Source organism: Vogesella indigofera (assembly GCF_028548395.1).
Taxonomy (GTDB): Bacteria; Pseudomonadota; Gammaproteobacteria; order Burkholderiales; family Chromobacteriaceae; genus Vogesella; species Vogesella indigofera_A.
Window position 1 is genome coordinate 230,267 of record NZ_JAQQLA010000001.1, and the last position, 23,801, is coordinate 254,067.

Below are 23,801 nucleotides of genomic sequence, written 5' to 3' on the forward strand. Positions count from 1 at the left end.
CAAACCAAGTTTGCTGGGGGTTTTGTTTTGTCCGCCTTGCCTGTTGCGCTACGGCGGCACCGCCGATGCCGATTGCCGTGCCCGGCGATGTTGCCTAAGCTGGGAGCATCTCCCTGTTGCGGCCAACCTTTGCCATGAACATCCCCGTTACCGATTGTCTGTCCCTGCTGCACCGCTGCAGCTCGCTGGCGCTGGCGACACAGTCGCAGGCGCTGCCGGGTTATCCCTTTGTCACCGTGTTGCCGTTTGCACTGGATGCGGCGCACCGGCCGTGGCTACTGATGAGCGAGCTGGCCGAGCATTGCCGCAATGTGCGCGCCGACGGCCGCGTCAGCGTGCTGCTGCAACAGGCGGGGGAGGACGTGCTGCAAGGCGAGCGCATGACGCTGGTGGGCGATCTGCAGGCAATGTCGCCGGACACGGCGACGCAGGCGCGGCTGCTGCGCTATTGCCCGGCGTTCGCCGATTACCTGGCGCTGGGTGATTTCCATTTCTTCTGCCTGCAGCCCAAGCGCCTGCGCTTTATCGGCGGCTTCGGCCGCATGGGCTGGGTCGATGCCAGCGACTGGGCGGCGTTGCCGCAGCTGGCGGCGGCGCAGGAGCAGGCGCTGCTGGCGGTACTGCAGCCGGCGGATACGGCGCTGCAGCTGCTGGGGCTGGATGTCTGCGGGCTGGACGTGCTGCGCGACGGCGTGCGGCAGCGGCTGGACTTCGCCACACCGGCGAGCGAGGCGACCTTGCTGGCGACGGCACAGGCGCGACTGGCCGCGGCCGCTTAGGCGCGCTGCCGTCAGCGGGTAGTGCTGGCGCACAAGACCCTGCGCAAGACTGCAGCCGTTCGAGTACGGAATGCTGCCGCGTGCTCTAACCCGTTTGCTGGCCTCGTTCAGACTCTGCCGGACTAGGCGTTGCGCCAGTCGCAGATAATCTCCCTGTGTGCAGCGTCGGGCGGCGAGCCAGCCGCATTCGATGCCGCCCGCAAGCCGGGCGCCGCCGAGGCCACAGTGAGCCTCTGTACGATTCCTGCCTGCCTGCCCAGCCGGGCAACGGCAGCGCGCTGGACGCCTGCTACATCCGCACCTTCACGCCACGTCACACCGCAGATCGGGCTGCAGCCAACCTTGCGTTGGCCCTGAGCGCCGGACTGCATGATGTAGCAATCCCCATCCCGTCCAAGGGCAAGTCCCAGTTTCTCTCTGCTGCTGGCAAGACCCGGTACTTGCCGGTCTGGTCACGCTCATGCGACGGCGTATCGCCGGATGCTCGGTGTGATTCACAAGGCCGAAGTACTGCCGCTAGGCGGTTGGCGTGGCGGTTTTGATGGTGTCCTGTGCCAAAAGCCGAATGTTTTTGATCGATTGTATGCAAATTTATGTTTGCGATTTCGATTATGTCAAAAGAGTGCATGGATTGGTTTGTGGCTGCAATTGACCGGCTTTGGCAATATTTTTTGCAGAAAAGAATAAACGGTAGCGTTTTCTGAAATGGCGGTGCCGGCGCCAGGCAAGCGGCGTAAAGGCAGGCGCCGATCGGAGTATTTGCCGGTCCCTGTGCTTGCGGTAACATCCCGCCCCTTGTTTGTCACGGTACTGCGTTAGCCCCCGGCGGCGGGCGGCAGCGCCGCTGGCAAACCCTGGACAAATCAGACGATCTGCCGCCTGCCGGATTGCCGCCTTGAATAACAACAGGCAGCCGCTGCGGCCAACATTAGGGACAAGAAATACATGGGCTTGATGCGCAAAAAAAGCGTTCAGGGCATGCTGGAGTTCGCGCAGACCTCACAAGGGTTGCGCAAGGAACTGACGGCGTTCGACCTGACCATGCTGGGGATTGGTGCCATTATCGGTACCGGGATTTTCGTGCTGACCGGCACCGGTGCCACCGTGGCCGGGCCGGGGCTGGTGCTGTCGTTCGTGATCGGCGCGCTGGCCTGCGGTTTTGCTGCGCTGTGCTACGCGGAATTCGCGGCGATGCTGCCGATTTCCGGTTCGACCTATACCTACGCCTACGCCACGCTGGGAGAACTGGTGGCGTGGATCATCGGCTGGGACCTGATGCTGGAATACCTGCTGGCGTCGTCGGCGGTGTCAGTGGGCTGGTCCGGCTACTTCCAGAGCCTGCTCGCCGGCTTCGGTGTCACCCTGCCCGAGGCGCTGACGGCGGCCGCCGGCGCGGTACCGGGCAAGGACACGCTGTTCAACCTGCCGGCGTTCTGCATCGCGATGATCATCACCGGCTTGCTGGCTTTCGGCATCAAGGAATCCAAGCGCGTCAACAATATCGTGGTGCTGATCAAGGTGGCGGTGGTGGTGCTGTTCATCGTCATCGGCGTATGGCACGTGAAGCCGGTGAACTGGTCGCCGGCACTGCCGTACGGCTTTGACGGCGTGTTCCACGGCGCCGCCATCGTGTTCTTCAGCTTCCTCGGCTTCGATGCGGTGACCTGCGCGGCGGAAGAGGTGAAGGACCCGGCGCGCGACATTCCGAAAGGGGTGATCTGGTCGCTGGCGATCTGCTCGCTGCTATACGTGATCGTGTCCGCGATCATGACCGGCATCGTGCCATACGCGCAGTTTGCCGGCATCGACCACCCGGTGTCGCTGGCGCTGCAAGTGGCGAAGCTGGACTGGTTTGCCGGTTTTGTCGATCTGGGCGCCATTCTCGGCATGATGACGGTGATCCTGGTGATGACCTACGGCCAGACCCGCATCCTGCTGGCCATGTCGCGCGACGGGCTGCTGCCGAAGGTGTTCTCCGAGATCAATCCGAAATACGGCACCCCATACAAGGCGACGTGGCTGATCGGGACGGTGATCGCGCTGATCGCCGGTTTCGTGCCGCTGCACACGCTGGCGGAGCTGGTCAACATCGGCACCCTGGCCGCGTTCTCGCTGATCGCACTGGCGGTGATCGTGCTGCGCAAGCGCGAGCCGGATCTGCCGCGCAAGTTCTACTGCCCGGCGGTGCCGTACGTGCCGATGCTTGCGATCCTGTTCTGTGTGTTCCTGATGACGCAGCTGTCGGCGCTGACCTGGCTGTGCTTCGTGGTGTGGCTGCTGATCGGTCTCGGCGTGTACTTCGGCTATTCGCGGCGCAATTCGCTGCTGCACAAGCCACGCTGATCCGCTGTCAGTAGCGGTAAGCGGATGCGGCCAACCTTGGGTTCAAGGTTGGCCGCATTGTTTTGGTGTGGCGTGGTTGTGCTGGCAGCACACATTGCCGTGTCGTTTGAAACGGGTGTTTAATGGTTGGTCGCCGCGCCCGGCGCGGCCACACCATAACAACACATCACCACCGCACACGAGGATTCCCCATGCTTCACGGCCAGCCCCGCAAGGTCGCCATCGTCGGCGCCAACCGCATTCCCTTTGCCCGCTCCGGCACCGCCTACGCCCAGCTTTCCAACCACACCATGCTGACCGACACCCTGAAGGGACTGGTGGACAAGTACGGCCTGCAGGGCAAGGTGCTGGGGGAGGTGGTGGGCGGCGCGGTGATGAAGCACGCCCGCGACTGGAACCTGGTGCGCGAATGCGTGCTGTCGTCCGGCCTGCACCCGGCCACCCCGGCCTACGACGTACAGCAGGCCTGCGGCACCGGGCTGGAAGCGGCTATCCTGGTTGCTAACAAGATTGCGCTGGGACAGATCGACGTCGGCATCGCCTGCGGCAGCGACACCACTTCGGATGCGCCGGTGGCGGTGCATCGCGGCCTGCAGCGGGCGCTGATGGACCTCAACGCCGCCAAGGGCAGCGGTGCCAAGCTGCGCCATCTGCTGCGCGCACTGAAGCCGGCGCACCTGCTGCCGGAGCTGCCGGCCAATGCCGAGCCGCGCACCGGAAAATCCATGGGTCAGCATGCCGAAATCACCGCCCGACGCTACGGCATCAGCCGTCAGGCGCAGGACGAGCTGGCGCTGGCCAGCCACCAAAAGTTGGCCGCAGCCTACGAGCGCGGCTTTTTCGACGATCTGGTGATGCCGTACCACGGCCTGCAGCGCGACAACAACCTGCGCCCGGACAGCACGCTGCAGAAAATGGCGACACTGGCACCGGCGTTTGATCGCGGCAATGGCAGCATCACCGCTGCCAACGCCTCGCCGCTCACCGACGGCGCGTCGGCGGTGCTGCTGGCCAGTGAGGAATGGGCGGCGGCCAATAATCTGCCGGTGCTGGCCTGGCTCGACGCCGGCGAAGTCGCGGCGGTCGATTTTGTCGACGAGCGCGAAGGGCTGCTGATGGCGCCGGCCTACGCCATTCCGCGTCTGCTGCAAAAGCATGGCCTGCGCCTGCAGGATTTTGACTTTTACGAAATCCACGAGGCCTTTGCCGCGGTGGTGCTGTGCACCCTGGCCGCGTGGGAGTCGGACGACTTCTGCCGAGACCGCCTGGGTCTGCCCGGCGCGCTGGGCAGCATCGACCGCAGCAAGCTCAACGTCAACGGCAGCTCCATCGCAGCCGGTCACCCGTTTGCCGCCACCGGCGGCCGCGTGGTGGCGACACTGGCCAAGCTGCTGGCCGAGAAGGGCAGCGGCCGCGGGCTGATCTCGATCTGCGCCGCCGGCGGTCAGGGCGTCACCGCCATCCTGTCACGCTGAGCAAGGCGGCTAGGCTTGGCCGCAGATTGCCGCCGGCAGCGCTTATGCGCTAGAATCAGCGCCCTGTCTGTGCCCCTGTGGTGAAATTGGTAGACACAAGGGACTTAAAATCCCTCGGCGCAAGCTGTACCGGTTCGATTCCGGTCGGGGGCACCAGCCACTAGCACAAAACCCGCATCCATCAGGTTGCGGGTTTTTTGTCGTCCAGGCTTTACGTAGATTGGGCCGCCGGTCGCCAGCGCCGCCACAGCGGGGCGAGGCTGCCCTGGGTCAGGCTGACGCCGAGCAGGATCAGGCCGCCGCCCAGCCAGTGGTAGGCGTGGATGGTTTCGCCCAGCGTCACGCTGGCGATCAGCGCGGTAAACAGCGGCAGCAGGTTCATGAAGATGGCGGTGCGTTCACTGCCCAGCTGCTGCAGGCCGCGCATCCAGAAGTAGGCGGCGAGGATGGAAGAGGCGATGCCGGCGAACAGTACCAGCGGGATGCCGGCGGCGGGGATGGCCAGGCTGTCGGCGCTGGCGGCAAGCGGGCTCAGCATCGCCACCGCCAGCAGCACCTGGGCGTACAGGTTCAGCCACTGCCCGAACGGCGGCGCCCAGCGCTTGTAGAGGATGCCGTACAGCGCGTACGACGCCGAGCCGATCAGCATCAGCGCGTCGCCACGGTTGATGCCGCCGGCCAGCAGGCTGGCCGGATCGCCGTGGCCGAGCAGGTACAGCACGCCGGCCAGCGACAGCGTCACGCCCAGCATGGCTGCCGGCGCGATGTGCTGGCGGAACACCACGCCGTTCAGCACCAGCCCCAGCAGCGGGATCAGCGCGCAGATCACGCCCATATTGGTGGCGGTGGTGCTGTGCGCGGCGTAGTAGGCCAGACACTGGTACATCACCATGCCCAATAGCGACAGCACGGCAAGCTGCGGCAGGTGCGGGCGCAGCTCGGCGCGACGGCGCCACAGCGGGCGCGCCAGCAGCGGCGTCAGCACCACGGCGGCGACCAGCCAGCGGTAGAAGGAAATGGCGGCCGGGTCGAACACGCCGGCGGCAGCCTTGGAAACAACGGTGTTGGCGGCCCAGATCAGCACCGCCAGCAGGGGAAACAGTACGGCCATGACAACGCTCCTGCAGCAAGATGGCGCCAGTGTAAGCCTGTCTGTTTTGTTGCTTATAATGCGAAACAGACAAACTCATGCACCGAATCCGACAACATGCTGCCGCCTTACTCCGCCATCGACCTGCAGCTGCCGCCGCCGGCACCGCTGTACTTCCGCTACGAGCAGTTCATGGCCAATACCGACTTCGGGCCGCACCGCCATCCGTGGGGCCAGATCAATCGCATCAGCCTCGGCCTGCTGGAACTGGTGCTCGACGACAGGCGGCTGATCGCGCCGGCTGATTATCTGGTGTGGGTGCCGGCGGAGATGGCGCACGCCGCGCACGTGCGACAGGCGATGGACTATCTGTCGGTGTATGTCAGCCCGGCGCTGGCTGCGCGTCTGCCGGCACACGCCTGCCTGATCGCGCAGACGCCGCTGGTACGCGCCTTGCTGGAGGATTTCCGCCAGCGCGAGGTGGCGGCGATGGGCGACGCGTGGGATGTGTGTCAGGCCGAGCTGCTGGTCGAGCATCTGGTGCGCGCCGGCAGCGTTGACAGCTACCTGCCGGACAGCAGCGACCGCCAGCTGCAGCCCATCCTGGCCGCCATCCGTGCGGCACCAGGCGACAACACCACGCTGGGCCACTGGGCACAGCGGGTGCACAGCACCGAGCGCACGTTGGCGCGGCGCTTCCAGCAGCAGCTGGGGATGAGCTTCGTGCAGTGGCGCAACCGTGTGCGGCTGCTGCAGGCGCTGGCGTGGCTGAAGGAGGGCTGGCCGGTGCAGGACATCGCTGCACAGCTGGGCTACGGCACGCCGTCGGCGTTCATCGCCATGTTCGGCAAGCAGGTCGGTTTTTCGCCGGAGCGCTACCGGCGGCAGATGCGTGGCGAGGGCTGAGGCGGCGCGCGTGTGACAAAACAGCACGGCACAAAGCATTGCGGCCAACCTTGTCGCCAAGGTTGGCCGCAATCGTTTTAACGGCGAGCTTACTTGCGGCCGGTGCTGCCGAAGCCGCCCTCGCCGCGTTCGGAGGCGTCGAAGCTGTCGACGATGTTGAAGCCGACCTGAACCACCGGCACGATGATCATCTGTGCAATGCGTTCCAGCGGCTTCAGCACGAAGTCGCTGTCGCCGCGGTTCCACACCGACACGAACAGCTGGCCCTGGTAGTCGGAATCGATCAGGCCGGTGAGGTTGCCCAGCACGATGCCGTGCTTGTGGCCGAGGCCGGAGCGCGGCAGGATCATCGCGGCCAGTTTGGGGTCGGCCAGGTGGATCGCCATGCCGGTCGGCACCAGCACCGTCTGGCCGGGCACGATGGTCATCTCGGTGTCGATGGCGGCGCGCAGATCCAGCCCGGCGGAGCCGCTGGTGGCGTAGGCGGGCAGGTTGTCCTTCAGGCGGGCGTCGAGGATTTGAACGTCGATGGTGGGTTTCATGCGCTAACTCGTTTCATTGGCTAAAAGGAAAGGTTGGCCGCAAGCCTGCGGCCAACCTTGATGGTTCGGACTCAGAGCAGGCGTGCCAGGTGGGCGACGATGGCGCGCGCTACCTCGGCCTTGGCCATCGCCGGCAGCGGGTGTTGGCCGGCGTCGTCGAGCAGGGTGACTTCGTTGTCGTCGCTGCCCATCGCCTGCTGCGCCAGGTTGGCGACCAGCAGCGGCACCTTTTTCTTGCGGCGCTTGCTGTCGGCAAACTGCAGCAGGTTCTGGCTTTCGGCAGCGAAGCCGACGCAGAACGGCGCCGCCGGCAGGCTGGCGACGGTGGCGAGGATGTCGGGGTTTTCTTCCAGCTCGATCAGCGGCAGCGCATCGCCCTTCTTGATCTTGTGTTCGCTGCGGTTCTTGACGCGGTAGTCGGCGACCGCGGCGACACTGATGAATACCTGGCTGCGGCCAACCTCGGACAGCACCGCCTGGTACATCTCGCTGGCGCTTTGCACCGGCAGCAGGCGCACGCCCAGCGGCGCGGCCAGTGCGGTGGGACCGGATACCAGCGTCACCTCGGCGCCGGCGTCGCGGCAGGCGCGGGCCAGCGCGTAGCCCATCTTGCCGGAGCTGATGTTGGTGATGCCGCGCACGGTGTCGATCGCCTCGTAAGTCGGCCCGGCGGTGAGCAGCACCTGCTTGCCGGCCAGCACTTTCTCGTCGAAGAAACCGTTCAGCAGGTCGAAGACTTCCTCCTGCTCCAGCATGCGGCCGGGGCCGGTCTCGCCGCAGGCCTGCACCCCGTGCGCCGGGCCCCACACCTGCACGCCGTCGGCCTGCAGCTGGGCGACGTTGCGCAGGTTGGGCGGGTTCTCCCACATCTGGCGGTTCATCGCCGGCACCACCACCAGCGGGCAGGTGCGCGCGCTGGCCATGGTCGAGATCAGGTCGTTGGCGGCGCCGTGCGCCAGCTTGAACAGGCAGTCGGCGGTGGCCGGCACGATCACGAACACGTCGGCGCGGCGCGACATCTCGATGTGCGCCATCGCGTTGTCCGGGCGGCTGTCCCACACATCGCTGTACACCGCATTGCCCGACAGCGCCTGGAAGGTCAGCGGCGTCACGAAGCGGGTGGCGGCCTCACTCATCACCACTTCGACGTGATGGCCGGCCTTGACCAGCAGGCGGGTCAGCTCGGCGGCCTTGTAGGCGGCGACACCGCCGGTAATGCCCAGCAGGATGCGTTTTTGCGTCATCGGTTCGGCTTTGTGTTGGTTGGCAACAGAGCGCGAATTGTAACGTATTCACCGCCGCCGGCAGCGCGGCGCGCGCGTGTGGCAATACATAATAGTGATATGTCATTAAAAACCTGCTACATATCATGCTATAGCCCAATAAGGAGTCTGCGATGTCGATTGCCCACTGGCCGGAAGCGGAACGTCCGCGCGAAAAGCTGTTGCAGCGCGGCCCGGCGGTACTGTCCGATGCCGAGTTGCTGGCCATATTCCTGCGCACCGGCATCCGCGGCTGTTCGGCGGTGGACATGGGCCGGCAGCTGATCCAGCGCTTTGGCAGTCTCGGCAAGCTATTGGCGGCGGAGCCGGGCGATTTTGCCCGCGGCAGCGGGTTGGGGCCGGCCAAGTACGCGCAGTTCATGGCGGTAAAGGAGCTGGCGCGGCGGGTGCTGGCCGAGGAAATGCAGCTGGGCGATGCGCTGTCCAGCCCGCAGGCGGTGCGGCAGTACCTGCGGCTGGCGATCGGGGTGCGCGATGTGGAGGTGTTCGTGGCGCTGTTTCTGACGGCACAAAACCGGGTTTTGGCGGTCGAAGAGGTATTTCGTGGCACGTTGACGGAAACGCGGGTCTACCCGCGCGAAATCGTGCGCCGTGCACTGCAGCACAACGCCCACGCCGTGATCGTCGCACACAACCATCCGTCCGGGGTGGCGGAACCCTCCGCCGCCGACCGGGCTTTGACCGCCAGCCTCAAGCAGGCGCTGGCCTTGGTCGATATCAGTTTACTGGATCATTTTGTGGTCACCGGCAGCCACGCCGAATCCCTCGCGGAGCGTGGCTGGATGTAGCAGGCTGCGGCTACCGGCACGCTGCGGCAAAGTTTGTCATGGCTTGTAGCATGTAACCCGGCCCCGCCTTTCGTGACGGAGCGTGGCAGCACCAAGGAGACCATCATGAACATCCTGCGCTTGCTGAATCAGTCCGACTACATCCAGATCAACAACCAGTTGATCAAGCCCGAGTTCATGTACGCCTCGGAAGACTACGCCGACGAAGACGACGTGGCGCTGGAGGCCTCGCTCGACGGCAGCGAGTTCACGCTGACCGTGGCCGAGCTGGAAGAGGCGACGCCGCTGTCCGACGGAGGCTACTGGCTGGAGAGTGTCGGTTACATCCGTTTCCTGTCGCAGACCAGCCTGCACTGAGTGTAGCTGTGCCGCGCGGCACCGGGCTGCCAGCTGTCCGCCACCAGGCGGGCACTTGGCAGCCTTTTTCATGGCGGCGATACTGCGTGCGGGGCGCCGCGGCGATGGCGGCTGGCGCGCCTCTTCAGATTTCAGATAACGACAGCACACGAGGGCAGGGCATGGGCAAGGTGGTGGTGGTAGGCAGCATCAATATGGATCTGGTGGCGCTGGCGCCGCGCTTTCCGCAACCGGGCGAAACCATCACCGGCGAGCGCTTCCTGACCCTGCACGGTGGCAAGGGCGCCAACCAGGCGGTGGCGGCGCGGCGGCTGGGCGCCGAGGTGAGCATGGTGGGCAAGGTTGGCCGCGATGCCTTCGGCGGCGAGCTGCTGGCCGGGCTGCGGGCGGAAGGCATCGACACTCGCCATGTCGGCGTGGCCGACGACGTCGCCACTGGTGTGGCGGTGATCACCGTCAGCGGCGGCGACAACCACATCGTGGTGATCCCCGGCGCCAACCACCAGCTGTTGCCGGCCGATATCGAGGCCGCCGCGGCCACCATCGCCGCCGCCGACGTGATCCTGACACAGCTGGAAATCCCGCTGCCGACGGTGCGCGCGCTGCTGGCGCTGGCGGCGCGCCACCGCGTGCCGGTGATACTCAACCCGGCGCCGGCAATTGTTTTGCCGCCGGACATCATCGACGGCGCCAGCCTGCTGACGCCGAACGAACACGAACTGGCGCTGCTGCTGCAGCGCGAGGGCGAGAGCATCGAGACGCTGCTGGCCACACTGCCGGGCAAGGTGGTGATGACGCACGGCAAGCAGGGCGCCTGGCACGCGCGCGCCGACGGCAGCCTGCATCACCAGAGCGGCTTTGCGGTGACGGCGATGGACAGCACCGGTGCCGGTGACACCTTCAACGGCGCACTGGCCGCCTTCCTGCCGCAGGGAGTGGAGACGGCGATGCGGCTGGCCGCTGCCGCCGGTGCGCTGGCGGTGACCCGGGTCGGCGCCCAGGGCGGCATGCCGACACAAGCCGAGCTGCAGGCCTTCCTGGCGGCGCAGGATACGGCGGGGAATTGATCCAGCGCAATTCGCCGGCCGGCGCGGATTGCTAGAGTGTCGCCTTCTGATGCCTGATGCCTGGTGCATAGGCAGTCATGGAGGTCACAATGGAAAAAATCCGCATTGCCATGGTGGGGGCCGGTGAAACCGGGACGCCACTGCTCAAGCAGCTGCTGGCTGCGCCTTTTGTCGAACTGGTCGGTGTCGCGGAGCTGAATCTCGCGTTGCCGGGCATCGCGATCGCGCGCGAAGCGGGGGTGCCGGTCACCGACAACTTCATCGAGCTGGCCGAGCAAGGCGAACGCATCGACATCATCATCGACCTCACCGGCTCGCGCAAAGTCCGCGAGGACCTGCGCCGTTTCATGCAGTTTGCCGGTAACAGTCACACGGTGATCATGCACGAACGCATCGCCCTGCTGATGATGTCGCTGTCGGCCGGGGCGCTGGTGCCGACCCGTCACGAGTCGCTGTCCTACTGAGTACCGCAGTGCACGCATCAAAAAAGGGAGGCCGCGGCCTCCCTTTTTCTTTGTGCACTGTCGCCGTTCAGGCGCACGACTTGGCGTAGCTGGCGCGATGGATGTCGCGCACCTCCACGCAGCGTTGCAGCGCAACGCCGGCTGGGGCCGCGACCTGCGCGTCCAGCACCTGCAGCAGCGCCGTCGACAGTGCCTGCTTCACCGTGTCGCTGCGCCCGGACAGCAGGTCGAGGCGGACATGCACGAAGGCGTGGCCGCTGTCGGCCTCGCCCACCAGGTAGTCGTCCAGCCGCAGCGCGCGGCTCTTGATGTCCAGCGCCTCGAACTGGCCGCTGGCGATGAGCGCGGCATTGAGCGCGTGCAGCAGCGGGCGCACGGCAACATGATCGAGATTGGCGCTGTATTCGGCGGTCAGGTGCGGCATGGGGGCTTTCCGGCCTTGCGGCCAACGTTGGGAATAGATCAGGACTGGTGCTGTAGCAGCGGCGCGCCGTCGCGGAACAGGATCATTTCGCCGGCCTGCATTGCCGTCCACTGCTCGTTGTCGGTCAGCGGGATGGTGGCGATCACCGCGACACGGTCGTTGGGAGTGGTCACGGTGGCAAAGTCGACGGTGACGTCCTCGTCGACCAGGTGCGCCGCCGGGAACGGTGCCTGGCGCACGATGTAGTGCAGCTTGGTGCTGCAGTGGGTGATCAGCCAGTCGCCATTGGACAGCATGAAGTTGAAGATGCCGTGGCCGTGCAGCTCGGCGGCCAGGCGCGCGATTTCGGCAAACAGCGTGGCGGTGTCCGGCGGCATGCACCACTTGGCGCGCAGCGCCTCCATGATGTAGCAGAACGCGGCCTCGGAATCGGTGCTGCCCACCGCGTTGTAGTAGCAGCCGGGGCGGGCGTGGAAATCCTTCAGGTCGCCGTTGTGGGCAAAGATCCAGTACTGGCCCCAGATCTCGCGCTGGAACGGGTGGCAGTTGGCGAGGTTGATCACGCCCTGCGTCGCCTTGCGGATGTGCGCGATCACGTTTTGCGACTTGATCGGGTACTGCCGCACCAGCGCCGACACCGGCGAATCGGCCGACGGCTTGTCGTCGATGAACAGGCGCACGCCCTTGCCCTCGAAAAAGGCGATGCCCCAGCCATCGGCGTGATGGTCGGTCAGCCCGCCGCGGCGGTGGAAGCCCTCGAAGGAAAACAGGATGTCGGTCGGGGTATTGCAGTTCATGCCGAGCAGCTGGCACATGGTGGGTCCGTTTCTGCGGTGTTGCCGGGGTAATGCCCCATTGTTTCACGCAGCGGCGCGCCCGCCAAGCCTGTTGCCGCGCCGGATGCAGGCAGGGCTTGCAATTTCCAGTAAAATCACCACCTTTGCTTTCTTTTCCGGGGGAGATGGCGATGACCACCATCGTGGTAGTACGCAAGAACGGGCAGATCGCTATCGCGGCGGACAGCCAGACCACGTTTGGCGACGACCAGCGCTTGCCGGCGGCCTATGACGTGTTCCACGACAAGATCTTCCGCCTCGGCGACAGCTATCTGGCCATTGCCGGCTCGGCGGCGCACGATCTGGTGCTGCAGGGCGCGCTGAAGGGGATGAAATCGCGCGACCTGTCCAGCCGCAGCGGCCTGTTCGAGACCTTTCGCAAGATCCACCCCAAGCTGAAAGACCACTTTTTCCTGCGCCCGGAAGAAGACGAGGAAGACCCGTACGAGTCCAGCCAGATGATGGTGCTGGTGGCCAATACCCACGGCATCTTCGGCGTCTACCCGATGCGCGAGGTGTACGAATTTTCCCGTTTCTGGGCCATCGGCTCCGGTCGCAAGTTCGCGATGGGCGCGATGCACGCGCTGTACGACAGCACGCTGGACGCCAGGGCGATTGCCGAGGCGGCGGTGCGTGCCGGTGCCGAATTCGACGCCAGCAGCGCTTTGCCGATGTCGCTCTACACTGTTTCGATTGATAAGGATTCTGACAAATGAACCAAGCCGATACCCTGCAGCGCTTCCTGTTCGACGGTGTGCCGGTCCGCGGCGCGCTGGTGCGCCTGGACGGTGCCTGGCAGCAGGTGGTGACCCGTCACAACTACCCGGCGGTGGTGCGCCATGTGCTGGGCCAGATGATCGCCGCCAGCAGCCTGTTGGCCGCCAACCTCAAGTTTGACGGCACGCTGATCATGCAGCTGCACGGCAAGGGCGCACTGCGGCTGGCGGTGGCGGAGTGCACCAGCGAGCGTACCGTGCGCGCCACCGCGCGCTTCGATGCCGCCATCGACGACGCGCCGCTGGCCGAACTGCTGGGCGAGGGCGGCACCTTCGTGGTGACGCTGGAGCCGAAAGAGGGCGAGCCATGGCAGGGCATCGTGGCGCTGGAGGGCGACAGCATCGCGCAGATGCTGGAGAACTACATGCAGCGCTCTGAGCAGCTGGACACCCGCCTGATCCTGGCCTGCAACGACGACACCGCCGCCGGCCTGCTGCTGCAGCGCCTGCCGGACGGCCACGGCGACGTCGAAGGTTGGCCGCACGTGGTGGCGCTGGCCGACACCCTGCAGCAGGACGAGCTGCTGGCGCTGGGCGCCGACGACATCCTGTACCGGCTCTACCACCAGGAAACGGTGCGTGTGTTCGATCCGGAGACGGTCGGCTTTGCCTGCAACTGCAACGAGGAGCGTGTCGGCGAGATGCTGAAGCTGCTCGGCGGCCAGGAGGCGGCCGACGTGGTGCTGGAGCAGGGCAGCATCGAGGTCGGCTGCGAGTATTGCGGCCAACGTTATGTGTTCGACGAAGACGACGTCAACCGCCTGTTCAACTTCGACGTGATGGCGGCGGTGCGCGAAGCGCGCCACTGAGCGCGGCGGGCGGACAAACAAAAACCGGACGGCAACGTCCGGTTTTTTTATCGCCATCACACGGCCGTGCTCAGTGGTGCAGCTGGTGGTGCATGCCGTCGACCCAGTCCTCGAACTCGGTGCTGTCCATGCCCAGATAGGCGACGATGTCGTCGGCGCGCTCGCGCCAGGCGCCGTCGCCGTGGTGGTCGATGCTGGTGCGCCACACATACTGTGCCGCGCGCGCCACCGCCACCATCATCATGTGCTCGTGGTCCAGCAGCGGCTCGCTGCCAATCTGGAACAGCTCCGGCTGGTGTTGCAGCAGGATCGCCTGGCAGAACGGCTCCGGCATGTTCCAGGTGCGCGCCACCAGGTAGCCGACGATGTCGTGGCTGGTGTTGTGGAATTCCTGCTCAATCTTGCTGATCTGGCGGTCGCGCGCTTGGCCAATCAGGCGCAGCGTGCGTTCGTAGCGCGGATCGCGCATCAGCATTACCGCGATGCCGCAGCTGCGGAACAGCGCGAAGCTCTGGCACTCCTCCGCCGGCCGTCCCAGCCGCTCACACAGCGCGGCGGCGATGGCCGCCTCCTGCATGCTGCGTTCCCAGAACTGCTCGATCGCCGGCGGCGATTCCGCGGTCAGCGCCAGGCGCAGCAGCAGGCCGCTGACCAGGGTGATGGTGTTGCGGGTGCCGAGCAGGCTGACCGCCTGCTGCACCGAGGTGATGTTGCGCTGGCTGCTGAACAGCGGGCTGTTGGCGGCCTTGAGGATGGCGGCCGACAGGCCGATGTCGGTGGCGATCAGCCCGGCGACGTCCAGCAGGCTCATCTCCGGGTCGTTGCGCAACGCGGTGAGCTGGTCCAGCAGCGCCGGACGCGGCGGAATCACCAGGTTGCGCACCAGCGCGGCGGTGGTGTCTTGGTCGAAATGGGGAACCTTCATGTAGCGGCCGCTTTTATGGTGGGGTGGGTACAGGGCAATACGGCACAGTGTACCCGTGTTCAGCCCTGCACCAGCACGGCAATGGTCGAGTCTTGACATGCGTCAGGATGGGCGGTGACGCGCAGGATGTGCTGCATCGCCGGATGCGGCGGACGGTGCACCGCGATGCCCTGCTGCAACAGGGCCTTTTGCCGCTGCAGCGCGCTGTCGGCATCCGGGTACACGATGCAGACAAAGTTGGTGTGCGACGGCAGCACGCGCAGCCCGCCGCCGGCCAGCGCCGTGTGTAGCTGCTCACGCAGCAGGCAGGTGTCGCGGATGATGGTGTCGGCGCAGTGCGGCGCATCCAGCACCGCCGCCGCCGCCGCCTGTGCCACGCTGGAGACGGCAAACTGGGTGCGGATCTGGTCGGCCTTGGCGACCCACTCTTCCGGGGCGATGGCGTAGCCGACGCGCAGCCCGGCGAGGCCGTGCGCCTTGGACAGCGTGCGCAGGCGCACGGTGTTGGCCAGCACGCCCTGGCGCTCGGCGGCGGCGCAGAAGTCGACATAGGCCTCGTCCAGCAGCAGCAGAGTGTCGTCGGCCAGTGCGGCGCGCAGGCTGGCGATGGCGTCGCGCGGGTGGAAGGTGCCGGTCGGGTTGTCCGGGTTGGCGAGGTAGACCAGCGCCGCCTGGTGCGCGTTGGCGGCGGCGGCTAGCGCCGGCAGGTCGTTGACCAGCACGCCGTCGTGCTCGGCGTACGGCACCTCGACGATCTCGGCGCCGACGCCCTCGGCAAAGTAGCGGAAGGTGGGGTAGGTGCCGGCGGTGCACACCACCACGTCGCCGGGCGACACCCGCGCGCGCAGGAACAGCGCGATCAGGCTGTCGGCACCGGCGTCGACCACCACGTTGGCCGCATCCACGCCGTTCAGCGCCGCGGCACGCTCGCGGATGGCACCGGCGTACGGGTCCGGATACAGCCGCGCCAGCTCGTACAGCGCCTCGCCCCACTGCGTCGCCAGAGGGTGGCCGGCAATCGGCATGCTCTCGTTGGAACCGATGCGCGACACGATGCGGCGGCCGATGGCGGCCTCCAGCCGTGGCAGGCCCTGGAACGGGTTGACGATGGTGCGCTCTTGCAGGTGGCGGGCGTAGCGGGTCATGGCGGGCTCCGGTAAAAAGGACAATGGCGTTTACCTTACGTTAAGGGCAGCCCGAAATCCAGCACCCGCTTAGACGGATTGTTCCTGAGCAAAGAACGATTGCAGCGTTGCGGCCAAGCCTGCCGGCTGCTCCCACTGCACCATGTGGCCGGCGTCGGCGATGACGGCTTCGTGCAGATCGGCAAAGCAGGCGCGGCGCTCGTCGAGGCTGTCGAATACGCCCTTGGCCATCGGGTGATCCCACATCTCGCCGCCGATCACCCACTGCACCGGGCAAGCGATGCGGCGCCAGCAGGCCTTGGCCTCTTCCAGCCGGTACAGCACCGGGTTGACCATCTTGTGGCGTGGATCGGCGCGGTAGTTCAGCGCGCCGTCGCGCTGTATGGTCAGGGCCTGCGCCATGAAGGCGGCCCGGTCGGCGCTCAGGTGCGGGTTGCGCTCCTGCAGCCGCCGTGCCACCGCCTGCAGCGAGGCCAGCGGCTGGTAGGCCGGTGGCTGTTGCTTCTCGCGCAGCCAGCGCGCGTAGCGCCCCGGTGCCTCTTGCGCGCGGCTATCGGCGAGGCCGAAGCCCTCCACCAGCGCCAGCCGCGCCACCCGCTCCGGGCGGATGCCGGCGTACAGGCCGCTGACCATGGCGCCCATGCTGTGGCCGACCAGGTTGGCCGCCGCCTGCGGGCTGTAGTGCTGCAGCAGCGCGTCGAGATCGGCGAGGTAGTCGGCGCTGTAGTAGCTGCCGCTGTTCCAGCCGCTATCGCCGAAGCCGCGCCAGTCCGGGGCGATGATCTGCCACTCTGGCAACAGGTCGGCAACGAACTGGAAGGTCAGCGCGCAATCCATCCAGCCGTGCAGCATGAACAACAGCGGCGCGTCGGCCTCGCCCCAGCGCAGCACGTGGCAGGGATGGCCGTTGAGGTGGTGGTATTCGCTGCGCGGCTGGCGCAGCGGTTGATAGCAGTCTGGCATGGTGGCAATCCGGCGCAAGCCGGCACAATTGGCGTGCTGTAGTGTAGCGGCTGGCATCCGGCCTGCCGAGTGCCGCGCTTGCGGCCATGGTTGGCCGCACGCCGCCGCCCGGCGCGCAAATACAGCGGCGGCGGTTTTTGATAGGATGGAGGCCTTGTCCGCGGCGGCTGTCGTTGCCGGCGCGGCGTTCACTCAGTCTGGAACAGATGTGCCGATCATGAAAAACAGTGGCGAGGCGCCGGAAAGCGGTGCGGTGGTCAAGCAAAAGCGCAAGAACAACCCGGAGGGCATGAAGAAAAGCATACTCGATGCCGCGGTGAGCGAGTTCGCGCTGACCGGCTTCAGCGGCACCACGCTGGACGCCATCGCCGAGCGCGCCGGCACCATCAAGCGCATGGTGGTGTACTACTTCCGCAGCAAGGAAGAGCTGTACATCGCGGCGCTGGAGCGCTGCTACGGCGAGATCCGCGATATCGAAACCGGGCTGGACCTGGCCGAGCTGTCGCCGGTGGACGCCATCATCCGGCTGGCGGAGTTCACCTTCGACTACCACGCCGCGCACACCGATTTCATCCGCCTGGTCAGCATCGAGAACATCCACCACGGCAAGTTCATCGCACAGTCGTCGAAGATCAAGTCGCTGAACCGCAGCATCATCGAGGTGCTCGACGGCGTGCTGGCGCGCGGCAAGGCGGCGGGCGTGTTCCGCCCCGAGGTCGACGCCACCGACCTGCACATGCTGATCAGCTCGCTGTGCTTCTTCCGTGTCGCCAACCGCTACACCTTCCAGACCATCTTCGGCCGCGACATGGTGAGCGAGGCGTCGCGCGAATCGCACCGCAAGATGCTGGTGGAGGCGGTGCTGGCCTATCTTCGGCAGCCGGGCTGAGCCGCACGCGCGGCGGATACCACCGGCTGGCCACGACCGCGCCGCTTAAGCAAAAAGCACCGTCCCGGTAGGGGAACGGTGCTTTTTTATTTGCGACGTCAGCGCGGTTTGGGGCGACCCCGCCTCAGCGGCACTCGAACAGCATCAGCCCGGCGGCGGTGTTGGAGATCGGGATGTGGTAGTTGCGGTGCAGCTCCACCACCTCGCCCGGCAGTGCACCGCGGGTGGTCAGCCACATCAGCAGCTCCACGCCCTGGGTGCCGGTCTGCTCCACCAGCTCCTCGTTGCTGTACTGCGTCGCCCATTTCGGCGCGGCGGTGAGGCTGTCCATGAACTGCAGGTCGAAGGACTTGTTGATGAAGCCGGCGCGCTCGCCGTCCAGCTGGTGCGACAGGCCGCCGGTGCCGATCACCACCACCTTCAGTTCTTCCGGCCACGACGCCACCGCGCGTGCGATCGCCTCGCCCAGCTTGTAGCAGCGGGCGGCCGACGGCAACGGGTACTGCACGGTGTTGATGCACACCGGGATGGTGCGCACCGGCGGGCTGTCATGCTCCGGCCACAGCAGCTTCATCGGCAGCGAGAAGGCATGGTCGACCAGCATTTCCTGGCAGGTGGTGATGTCGAACTCGTCCGCCACCAGGCTGTTGATCAGCTGCCACGACAGCTCGGCGTCGCCGGCAAACGGCGGCAGGGTGGGGATGCCCCAGCCTTCGTCGGCGTTGTGGTACTGCGCGGCGGCGCCGACGGCGAAGGTCGGCAGCTTGTCGAGGAAGAAGTTGAGGCCGTGGTCGTTGTAGATCACGATCGCCACATCCGGCTTCACCTCGTCCAGCCACTTTTGCACCGGCGGGAAACCGTCAAAGAACGGTTTCCAGTACGGGTCTTGCTGCAGGTTCTGCGCGATGGCGCGGCCGATGGCCGGAACGTGTGAAGTGGTAATGCCGCCTACGATTTTTGCCATGATTATTTCCCTGCCTCCAGCAACATCTGTTTGAACGCTTCCTTGCTCATCCCGGTTTGCAGCGCGCCGAGGTCCTGCACGTCCAGCCCGAGGATGCCGGCGAACTTGGCTAGGTAGTAGACATTGCCGCCGGCGGCGAGCAGGCCGAGCACATCGCGCTCGCGGATCACACGGGACTGTTCCTCGTTCAGGCCGTAGCGCTGGCAGTAGCCGGCCTCGTCGGCGGCAAACGCCTGGCGGTTGGCCGCGTCGTTGAAGGAAAAGCACATCTTGTTGAGGGCGTAGCCCTTTTGCGCCAGATCGCCGTCGAATACCGCGGTGCCGGTGACCCTGAGCTTGCGTTTTGTTGTCTCCATTCTTTTCTCCTGATTGGTTTCCCTGCTTGCAGCGTTGGCTGTGTCAGGTAGTATCGGCAAAGCAATAACCGGAATAAAGACAGGGGTATTGATGGCACGTATGAGCGATTTCGATCATTTGCAGCTGGACGGCCGTTTGCTGCAGCTGCTGCTGGCGGTGCTGGAGGAACAGTCGGTCACCGGCGCGGCGCGGCGGCTGGGGGTGACGCAGTCGGCGGTGTCGCACCTGCTGGACAAGCTGCGCCAGATCACCGGCGATCCGCTGTTCGTCAAGAGCGGGCGCGGCATCGTGGCCACCGCGCGCGCCGAGGCGCTGGCGCTGCAGGCGCGGGTGCTGCTGGACGAGATGCGGCGCTTTGCCGCCGGCGAGGCGTTTGCGCCGGCGACGCTCACCACCACCTTCACCATCGCCGCCAACGACTTCCAGCGCGACCTGCTGCTGCCGCCGCTGTGGCAGCGGCTGCGGCAGCAGGCGCCGGGGGTGCGGCTGCGGGTGATCCCGTCCGACGTGCCCAGCAGCGAGATGCTGCGCGACGAGCATTGCCAGCTGGCGATCTCGCCGCGACCGCCGGAGGCCGGCGACATCCTGCAGAAGCGGCTGTTCGAGGACGACTACCGCGTGTTCTACGATCCGGCGCAGCGCGCGGCGCCGGCGCGGCTGGACGACTACCTCGCCGCCGAGCACGTCACCGTGCTGTACGCGCCGCGGCGGATGCTGGACGTGGACCTGCAGCTGGAGGCACGCGGCATCGCGCGCCGCTTCGCCGTCACCGTGCCGTCGTTTGCCGGTATCCCGGCCTTCCTGCGCGGCAGCGGCCTGCTGGCGACGCTGCCCGGCCTGCTCGGGCGCGGGCTGATGCGCGACTTTGCCAGCTGCCCGTTGCCGGCCAAGGTTGGCCGCATGCCGATGTATCTGATCTGGCACCTGAAATACCGCCACGACCCGGCGCACAGCTGGCTGCGCCGCGAGCTGGAGCAGGTGGCGGCCGAAGTGCTGGCGACCGCCTAGAAAAAGTCACCCCCGCCGGCGGCGGGGGTGACGGTGGCCCGGGCAAGACCGGGGACGGAAGGCGAGGTGCTTATCCGGGCAGCGGCATCATTCCGGCAGGGTTTCCACCTGCCGTGGCGCCATGAAGTACAGCCAGGTCAGTGCCACGAAATAGCAGCACGGAATCAGCGTGAACAGCACCGCGTAGTTGTTGTTGGTCACCGTCAGCACATAGCCGACGATCTGGGTCATGAACATGCCGCCCACGGCGCCGATCATGCTGCCAAAGCCGAACACGCTGCCGACCACCTCTTTCGGGGTGAAGTCCATCACCAGGCTCCAGATGTTGGCGGTCCACGCCTGGTGCGCGCCGATGGCCAGCGAGATGGCGGCCACCGCCAGCCACAGGCTGCTGGCGCCGGCGGCGGCGATGATGGACAGGATGCACAGCGCACACAGCAGCATGGCGGTCAGCCGCGCCGGAATAGGCGCCATGCCGCGCGCGATCAGCCACGACGACAGCATGCCACCGCCGACACTGCCGACGTCGGCGGTGAGGTAGATCACGATCAGCGGGATGCCCATCTGTGTCACGCTGATGCCCAGCTGGTACTGCTGGTTGAGGAAGGGCGGCAGCCAGTACAGGTAGAACCAGAACACCGGCGCGGTCATGGTGAAGGCCAGCGCGTAGGCCCAGGTGCCGCGCAGGCGCAGGATACGCGAGTACGGCACCTTGCCGGCCGGCGCCTCTGCCTCGGCGCTGATGTAGTTCAGCTCGGCGCGGCTGACGCCCGGGTGCTGCGCCGGGTCGTGGTAGTGGCGCAGCCAGTACAGCAGCCAGATCAGGCCGAAGCTGCCGATGACGAAGAATACCGCCTGCCAGCCCCACACCATCATGATCAGCGGCAGCAGCACCGGCGTCACCAGCGCGCCGACGTTGGTGCCGGCGTTGAACAGGCCGGTGGCCATCGCGCGTTCACCGGCCGGGAACCACAGCCGCGTGGTCTTGACGCAGGCCGGATAGTTGGCCGCCTCGGACAGGCCGAGCAGGAAACGGCAGATCATGAAGCCGACCGCCGACGCCGCCAGCCCGTGCGAGGCGGCCGCCAGGCTCCACAGCAGCACCGCCAGCGCAAAGGCGTGCTTCACCCCGACGCGATCGATGAAGCGGCCCTGCACGGCAAAGCCGATGGCGTAGCCCATCTGGAACCAGAAGTTGATATTGGCGTAGTCCTGCGCCGTCCAGCTCAGCTCCTTGGCCAGGATAGGCTGCAGCACGCCCAGTGCGGCGCGGTCGATGTAGTTGATGGTGGTGGCAAAGAACACCAGTGCCAGCATCCACCAGCGCGTGTGGCCAACGGCCATCGCGCTGTGCCAGCGCTGGCGCAGGGTGGGCTGCGCGCCGGCGAGGGCGGTGATGGGGGTGTCGTGTTGCGGGGTGTGCATCTTGGGTTGTCTCCTGCGAGGTGGGGTAATGCCCGGTTGCGGGCTGTTTCTCGTCGTCGCTTGATGTTGGCCGCACCCCCTGCGGGGATGCGGCCTGCCGTCTTTGCGGCATGTGGCCCGGGTCTGTGCCCGGTACCTAAGACCCGTTAACGCTTGATTTTGTCGAGGCAGCCGGGCAAGCCCGGCCCCACGCTAAAACAAGCATCAACAGGCCTAATAAAACGGGTAATGCTGCAGCAGCCAGATCGCGGCGCTGATGGTGAGAAAGGAGCTGGTGGTCGCCAGCAGCAGGGTGGCGGCGCAGAAGCCCTGCATGTCGTGGCGCTGGCCGAGGATGGGGAAGATGCTCAGCATCGGCATCGCCGCGATCAGCACCCCGGCCATCGCCAGATGCGGGTCGAGCGGGCCGAACAACAGCAGCGCCCCCGCCACCAGCAGCGGGTGCAGCAGCAGCTTGCCGCTGGCGAGAATGCTGACGTCGCGCAGCATGCTGCGCAGCGGCAGGCCGACCAGCGAGCCGCCGATCACGAACAGTGCCACCGGCGCCGAGGCGGTACCCAGCATCGCCACCGGCTTGGCCAGCAGCGACGGCAGGCGGAGGTCCAGCAGCGCCAGCGTCACCCCGGCGACGATGGCGAGGATGATCGGGTTGCGGCGCAGCCCCAGCAGCGAGCGGCCGAAGGCGCGCAGGAAGCGCTCCTGGCGCGAGCCGTCGGCCTCGGACAAGGCGATGCCCAGCGGCAGCATCAGCAGGTTTTCCACCACCATCGACAGCGCCAGCGCCAGCGTCGCCACCGGCCCCAGCAGCTGCTGCACGATGGGGTAGCCGACAAAGGCGCTGTTGGAGCAGGACATGCCCAGCCCGTACAGCGCCGCGCGCGGCAACGGTTGCTGCCGGGCCAGCATCGCCCAGCCGGTGCCCAGCAGCAGCATCGCCAGCGAGCCGGCGGCGTACGCGGCGAGATAGGGGGTATTGAGCAGTTCCGCCGGCGAGCGGCTGGACAGCGAGTGCAGGATCAGCGCCGGCAGCGCGAAGCGCACCACCAGCAGGCCCAGCACCGCCAGCTTGTCCTGCGGGAACAACGCCAGCCGCACCGCGAGGTAGCCCAGCCCGATCAGCATGAAAATGGGGGCGATCACCGCCAGGATATCGAGCATGGGTCGCAATCAGTGTTGCGCCTCAGGCGCGGTATTCTTCGGTGTCGATCTCGGTCTGCGTCGCCGCGTTGTAGCGCGCGCCGGCAATCGGCAGTCGCGCCAGCAGCGCGTCCAGCTGTTGCAGTGTCTCCACGCTCAGCTGCACGCGGCTGGCGGCCACGTCCTCGCGCAGGTGCGTAATGCTGGTGGTACCGGGAATCGGAATCACGTGCTCGCCGCGGGTAAACAGCCACGCCAGCGCCAGTTGCGCCGGGGTGCAGCCGGCGGCGGCAGCGATGTCGCGGTAGGCGGCGAGGAAGTCAAGGTTGGCCGCATAGTTGTCCGGGGCGAAGCGCGGCATGGCGCGGCGGATGTCCTTGCCGTCCAGTGCGGCCAACGTTGCCAGGTCCGGCAGGCCGTCGGCGAGGAAGCCGCGCCCCAGCGGGCTGAAGGCAACGAAGGCCACCCCCAGCTGCTTGCAGGCATCCAGCACCGCGATGTCCGCGTTGCGCGTCCACAGCGAATACTCGGTCTGCAGCGCAGCGATCGGGTGCACCGCCTGCGCGCGGCGCAGGGTGGCAGCGGATACTTCCGACAGGCCGATGCTGCGGATCTTGCCCTCGCGCACCAGCTCGGCCAGCGCGCCGACGCTGTCCTCGATCGGCACCTGCTTGTCCCAGCGGTGCAGGTAGTACAGGTCGATGACCTCGGTACGCAGCCGGCGCAGCGAGTCCTCGCAGGTGCGCTTCAGCGTCTCCGGGCGGCCGTCGATCACCCGTTTACCGTCTACGCCGGTCATGCCGCACTTGCTGGCCAGCGTGATGCGGCTGCGGTGCGGCGCCAGCACGCGGCCCACCAGCTCCTCGTTCGCGCCAAAGCCGTACAGCGCGGCGGTATCGAACAGGGTGATGCCGGCGTCCAAAGCCGCCAGCAACAGCGCCTCGGCCTGCTGCGGCGCCGGCGGCGTGCCGTAGGCGTGGCTGAGGTTCATGCAGCCGAGGCCAATGGCCGAGACCGAGAACGGGCCGAGTTGTCGCTGTTGCATGCGG

The 23,801-nt window shown here is 66.5% G+C and carries 25 protein-coding genes and 1 tRNA gene; 13 read left to right on the forward strand and 13 right to left on the reverse strand.

All coding sequences use genetic code 11. From position 1 onward, the window contains the following. Positions 1-134: 134 nt before the first annotated feature. The 4 genes from PQU89_RS01175 to PQU89_RS01190 all read left to right on the forward strand — a co-directional run bounded on the left by PQU89_RS01175 (position 135) and on the right by PQU89_RS01190 (position 4,753). Positions 135-779: a HugZ family pyridoxamine 5'-phosphate oxidase gene (locus PQU89_RS01175; RefSeq protein WP_272764230.1), complete on the forward strand. Its 645-nt coding sequence runs from the start codon at positions 135-137 to the stop codon at positions 777-779. A 954-nt stretch (positions 780-1,733) separates the two neighbouring features. Beyond that, positions 1,734-3,122: a branched-chain amino acid transporter BcaP gene (gene bcaP / locus PQU89_RS01180; protein WP_272764347.1), complete on the forward strand. Its 1,389-nt coding sequence runs from the start codon at positions 1,734-1,736 to the stop codon at positions 3,120-3,122. Between the two features lie 191 nt (positions 3,123-3,313). After that, positions 3,314-4,597 carry an acetyl-CoA C-acetyltransferase gene (locus PQU89_RS01185; RefSeq protein ID WP_272764231.1) on the forward strand — a complete coding sequence of 428 codons (1,284 nt, stop codon included), beginning with the start codon at positions 3,314-3,316 and terminating at the stop codon, positions 4,595-4,597. Between the two features lie 71 nt (positions 4,598-4,668). Continuing rightward, positions 4,669-4,753 (forward strand) — tRNA-Leu (locus PQU89_RS01190). Positions 4,754-4,808: 55 nt separating this feature from the next. Here PQU89_RS01190 and PQU89_RS01195 read toward each other — a convergent pair. After that, entirely contained in the window at positions 4,809-5,708 is a 900-nt protein-coding gene (locus PQU89_RS01195; protein WP_272764232.1) for a DMT family transporter, read from the reverse strand. 96 nt (positions 5,709-5,804) lie between these two features. Between PQU89_RS01195 and PQU89_RS01200 the strand changes: the two genes are divergently transcribed. Beyond that, complete coding sequence (locus tag PQU89_RS01200) at positions 5,805-6,593, forward strand: AraC family transcriptional regulator (protein WP_272764233.1); 789 nt, start codon at positions 5,805-5,807, stop codon at positions 6,591-6,593. Positions 6,594-6,682: 89 nt separating this feature from the next. On the opposite strand, the gene dut is transcribed toward PQU89_RS01200, so the two are convergent. Together dut and coaBC are read right to left on the reverse strand one after the other, a co-directional pair. After that, positions 6,683-7,135, reverse strand: a complete 453-nt coding sequence (gene dut / locus PQU89_RS01205) for a dUTP diphosphatase (RefSeq protein ID WP_272764234.1) — start codon at positions 7,133-7,135, stop codon at positions 6,683-6,685. Between the two features lie 71 nt (positions 7,136-7,206). Further along, positions 7,207-8,379, reverse strand: a complete 1,173-nt coding sequence (gene coaBC / locus PQU89_RS01210; protein ID WP_272764235.1) for a bifunctional phosphopantothenoylcysteine decarboxylase/phosphopantothenate--cysteine ligase CoaBC — start codon at positions 8,377-8,379, stop codon at positions 7,207-7,209. Positions 8,380-8,531: 152 nt separating this feature from the next. On the opposite strand from coaBC, the gene radC reads away from it, so the two are divergent. The 4 genes from radC (at position 8,532) to PQU89_RS01230 (ending at position 11,094) form a co-directional block, all read left to right on the forward strand. Then, on the forward strand, positions 8,532-9,206 hold the full coding sequence (gene radC / locus PQU89_RS01215) for a RadC family protein (RefSeq protein ID WP_272764236.1): 675 nt from the start codon (positions 8,532-8,534) through the stop codon (positions 9,204-9,206). Positions 9,207-9,311: 105 nt separating this feature from the next. Continuing rightward, positions 9,312-9,563, forward strand: coding sequence for a hypothetical protein (locus PQU89_RS01220; RefSeq protein ID WP_047965788.1), 252 nt, complete (start codon positions 9,312-9,314; stop codon positions 9,561-9,563). Positions 9,564-9,724: 161 nt separating this feature from the next. Continuing rightward, complete coding sequence (gene rbsK / locus PQU89_RS01225; RefSeq protein ID WP_272764237.1) at positions 9,725-10,630, forward strand: ribokinase; 906 nt, start codon at positions 9,725-9,727, stop codon at positions 10,628-10,630. 89 nt (positions 10,631-10,719) lie between these two features. Beyond that, a complete protein-coding gene (locus tag PQU89_RS01230; protein WP_047965620.1) occupies positions 10,720-11,094 on the forward strand; it encodes an oxidoreductase in 375 nt (124 codons plus the stop codon). Between the two features lie 67 nt (positions 11,095-11,161). On the opposite strand, the gene PQU89_RS01235 is transcribed toward PQU89_RS01230, so the two are convergent. Both PQU89_RS01235 and PQU89_RS01240 read right to left on the reverse strand, forming a co-directional pair. Beyond that, positions 11,162-11,518, reverse strand: coding sequence for a 5-carboxymethyl-2-hydroxymuconate Delta-isomerase (locus tag PQU89_RS01235; protein ID WP_272764238.1), 357 nt, complete (start codon positions 11,516-11,518; stop codon positions 11,162-11,164). A gap of 38 nt (positions 11,519-11,556) precedes the next feature. Continuing rightward, positions 11,557-12,333 carry a class II glutamine amidotransferase gene (locus PQU89_RS01240; protein ID WP_272764239.1) on the reverse strand — a complete coding sequence of 259 codons (777 nt, stop codon included), beginning with the start codon at positions 12,331-12,333 and terminating at the stop codon, positions 11,557-11,559. Between the two features lie 152 nt (positions 12,334-12,485). Between PQU89_RS01240 and PQU89_RS01245 the strand changes: the two genes are divergently transcribed. Next, on the forward strand, positions 12,486-13,070 hold the full coding sequence (locus PQU89_RS01245; RefSeq protein WP_272764240.1) for an Ntn hydrolase family protein: 585 nt from the start codon (positions 12,486-12,488) through the stop codon (positions 13,068-13,070). Beyond that, positions 13,067-13,939, forward strand: a complete 873-nt coding sequence (hslO, locus tag PQU89_RS01250) for an Hsp33 family molecular chaperone HslO (protein ID WP_272764241.1) — start codon at positions 13,067-13,069, stop codon at positions 13,937-13,939. Before PQU89_RS01245 ends, hslO begins: the two co-directional genes overlap by 4 nt. 70 nt (positions 13,940-14,009) lie before the next feature. On the opposite strand, the gene PQU89_RS01255 is transcribed toward hslO, so the two are convergent. From PQU89_RS01255 to PQU89_RS01265, 3 genes are all read right to left on the reverse strand, one after another. Further along, complete coding sequence (locus PQU89_RS01255; protein WP_272764242.1) at positions 14,010-14,864, reverse strand: HDOD domain-containing protein; 855 nt, start codon at positions 14,862-14,864, stop codon at positions 14,010-14,012. 59 nt (positions 14,865-14,923) lie between these two features. Further along, complete coding sequence (locus PQU89_RS01260; protein ID WP_272764243.1) at positions 14,924-16,009, reverse strand: aminotransferase class I/II-fold pyridoxal phosphate-dependent enzyme; 1,086 nt, start codon at positions 16,007-16,009, stop codon at positions 14,924-14,926. Positions 16,010-16,078: 69 nt separating this feature from the next. Further along, a complete protein-coding gene (locus PQU89_RS01265) occupies positions 16,079-16,972 on the reverse strand; it encodes an alpha/beta fold hydrolase (RefSeq protein WP_272764244.1) in 894 nt (297 codons plus the stop codon). A gap of 217 nt (positions 16,973-17,189) precedes the next feature. Between PQU89_RS01265 and PQU89_RS01270 the strand changes: the two genes are divergently transcribed. Next, a complete protein-coding gene (locus PQU89_RS01270) occupies positions 17,190-17,861 on the forward strand; it encodes a TetR/AcrR family transcriptional regulator (protein WP_272758676.1) in 672 nt (223 codons plus the stop codon). Between the two features lie 124 nt (positions 17,862-17,985). Here the strand turns inward: PQU89_RS01270 and PQU89_RS01275 are convergent, their stop codons facing one another. Together PQU89_RS01275 and PQU89_RS01280 are read right to left on the reverse strand one after the other, a co-directional pair. Then, entirely contained in the window at positions 17,986-18,825 is an 840-nt protein-coding gene (locus tag PQU89_RS01275; protein WP_272764245.1) for a class III extradiol dioxygenase family protein, read from the reverse strand. Between the two features lie 2 nt (positions 18,826-18,827). Beyond that, positions 18,828-19,181 carry a protocatechuate 4,5-dioxygenase subunit alpha gene (locus PQU89_RS01280; RefSeq protein ID WP_272764246.1) on the reverse strand — a complete coding sequence of 118 codons (354 nt, stop codon included), beginning with the start codon at positions 19,179-19,181 and terminating at the stop codon, positions 18,828-18,830. A gap of 100 nt (positions 19,182-19,281) precedes the next feature. On the opposite strand from PQU89_RS01280, the gene PQU89_RS01285 reads away from it, so the two are divergent. Beyond that, positions 19,282-20,190: a LysR family transcriptional regulator gene (locus PQU89_RS01285; RefSeq protein ID WP_272764247.1), complete on the forward strand. Its 909-nt coding sequence runs from the start codon at positions 19,282-19,284 to the stop codon at positions 20,188-20,190. A gap of 87 nt (positions 20,191-20,277) precedes the next feature. Here PQU89_RS01285 and PQU89_RS01290 read toward each other — a convergent pair whose 3' ends face one another. The 3 genes from PQU89_RS01290 to PQU89_RS01300 form a co-directional block, all read right to left on the reverse strand. Then, positions 20,278-21,615, reverse strand: coding sequence for an MFS transporter (locus PQU89_RS01290; protein WP_272764248.1), 1,338 nt, complete (start codon positions 21,613-21,615; stop codon positions 20,278-20,280). 213 nt (positions 21,616-21,828) lie between these two features. Then, a complete protein-coding gene (locus tag PQU89_RS01295; protein WP_272764249.1) occupies positions 21,829-22,773 on the reverse strand; it encodes an AEC family transporter in 945 nt (314 codons plus the stop codon). Between the two features lie 22 nt (positions 22,774-22,795). Beyond that, the gene (locus PQU89_RS01300) at positions 22,796-23,797 is read right to left on the reverse strand and encodes an aldo/keto reductase (RefSeq protein WP_272764250.1); all 1,002 of its coding nucleotides are present in this window, start codon (positions 23,795-23,797) and stop codon (positions 22,796-22,798) included. Positions 23,798-23,801 lie beyond the last annotated feature (4 nt).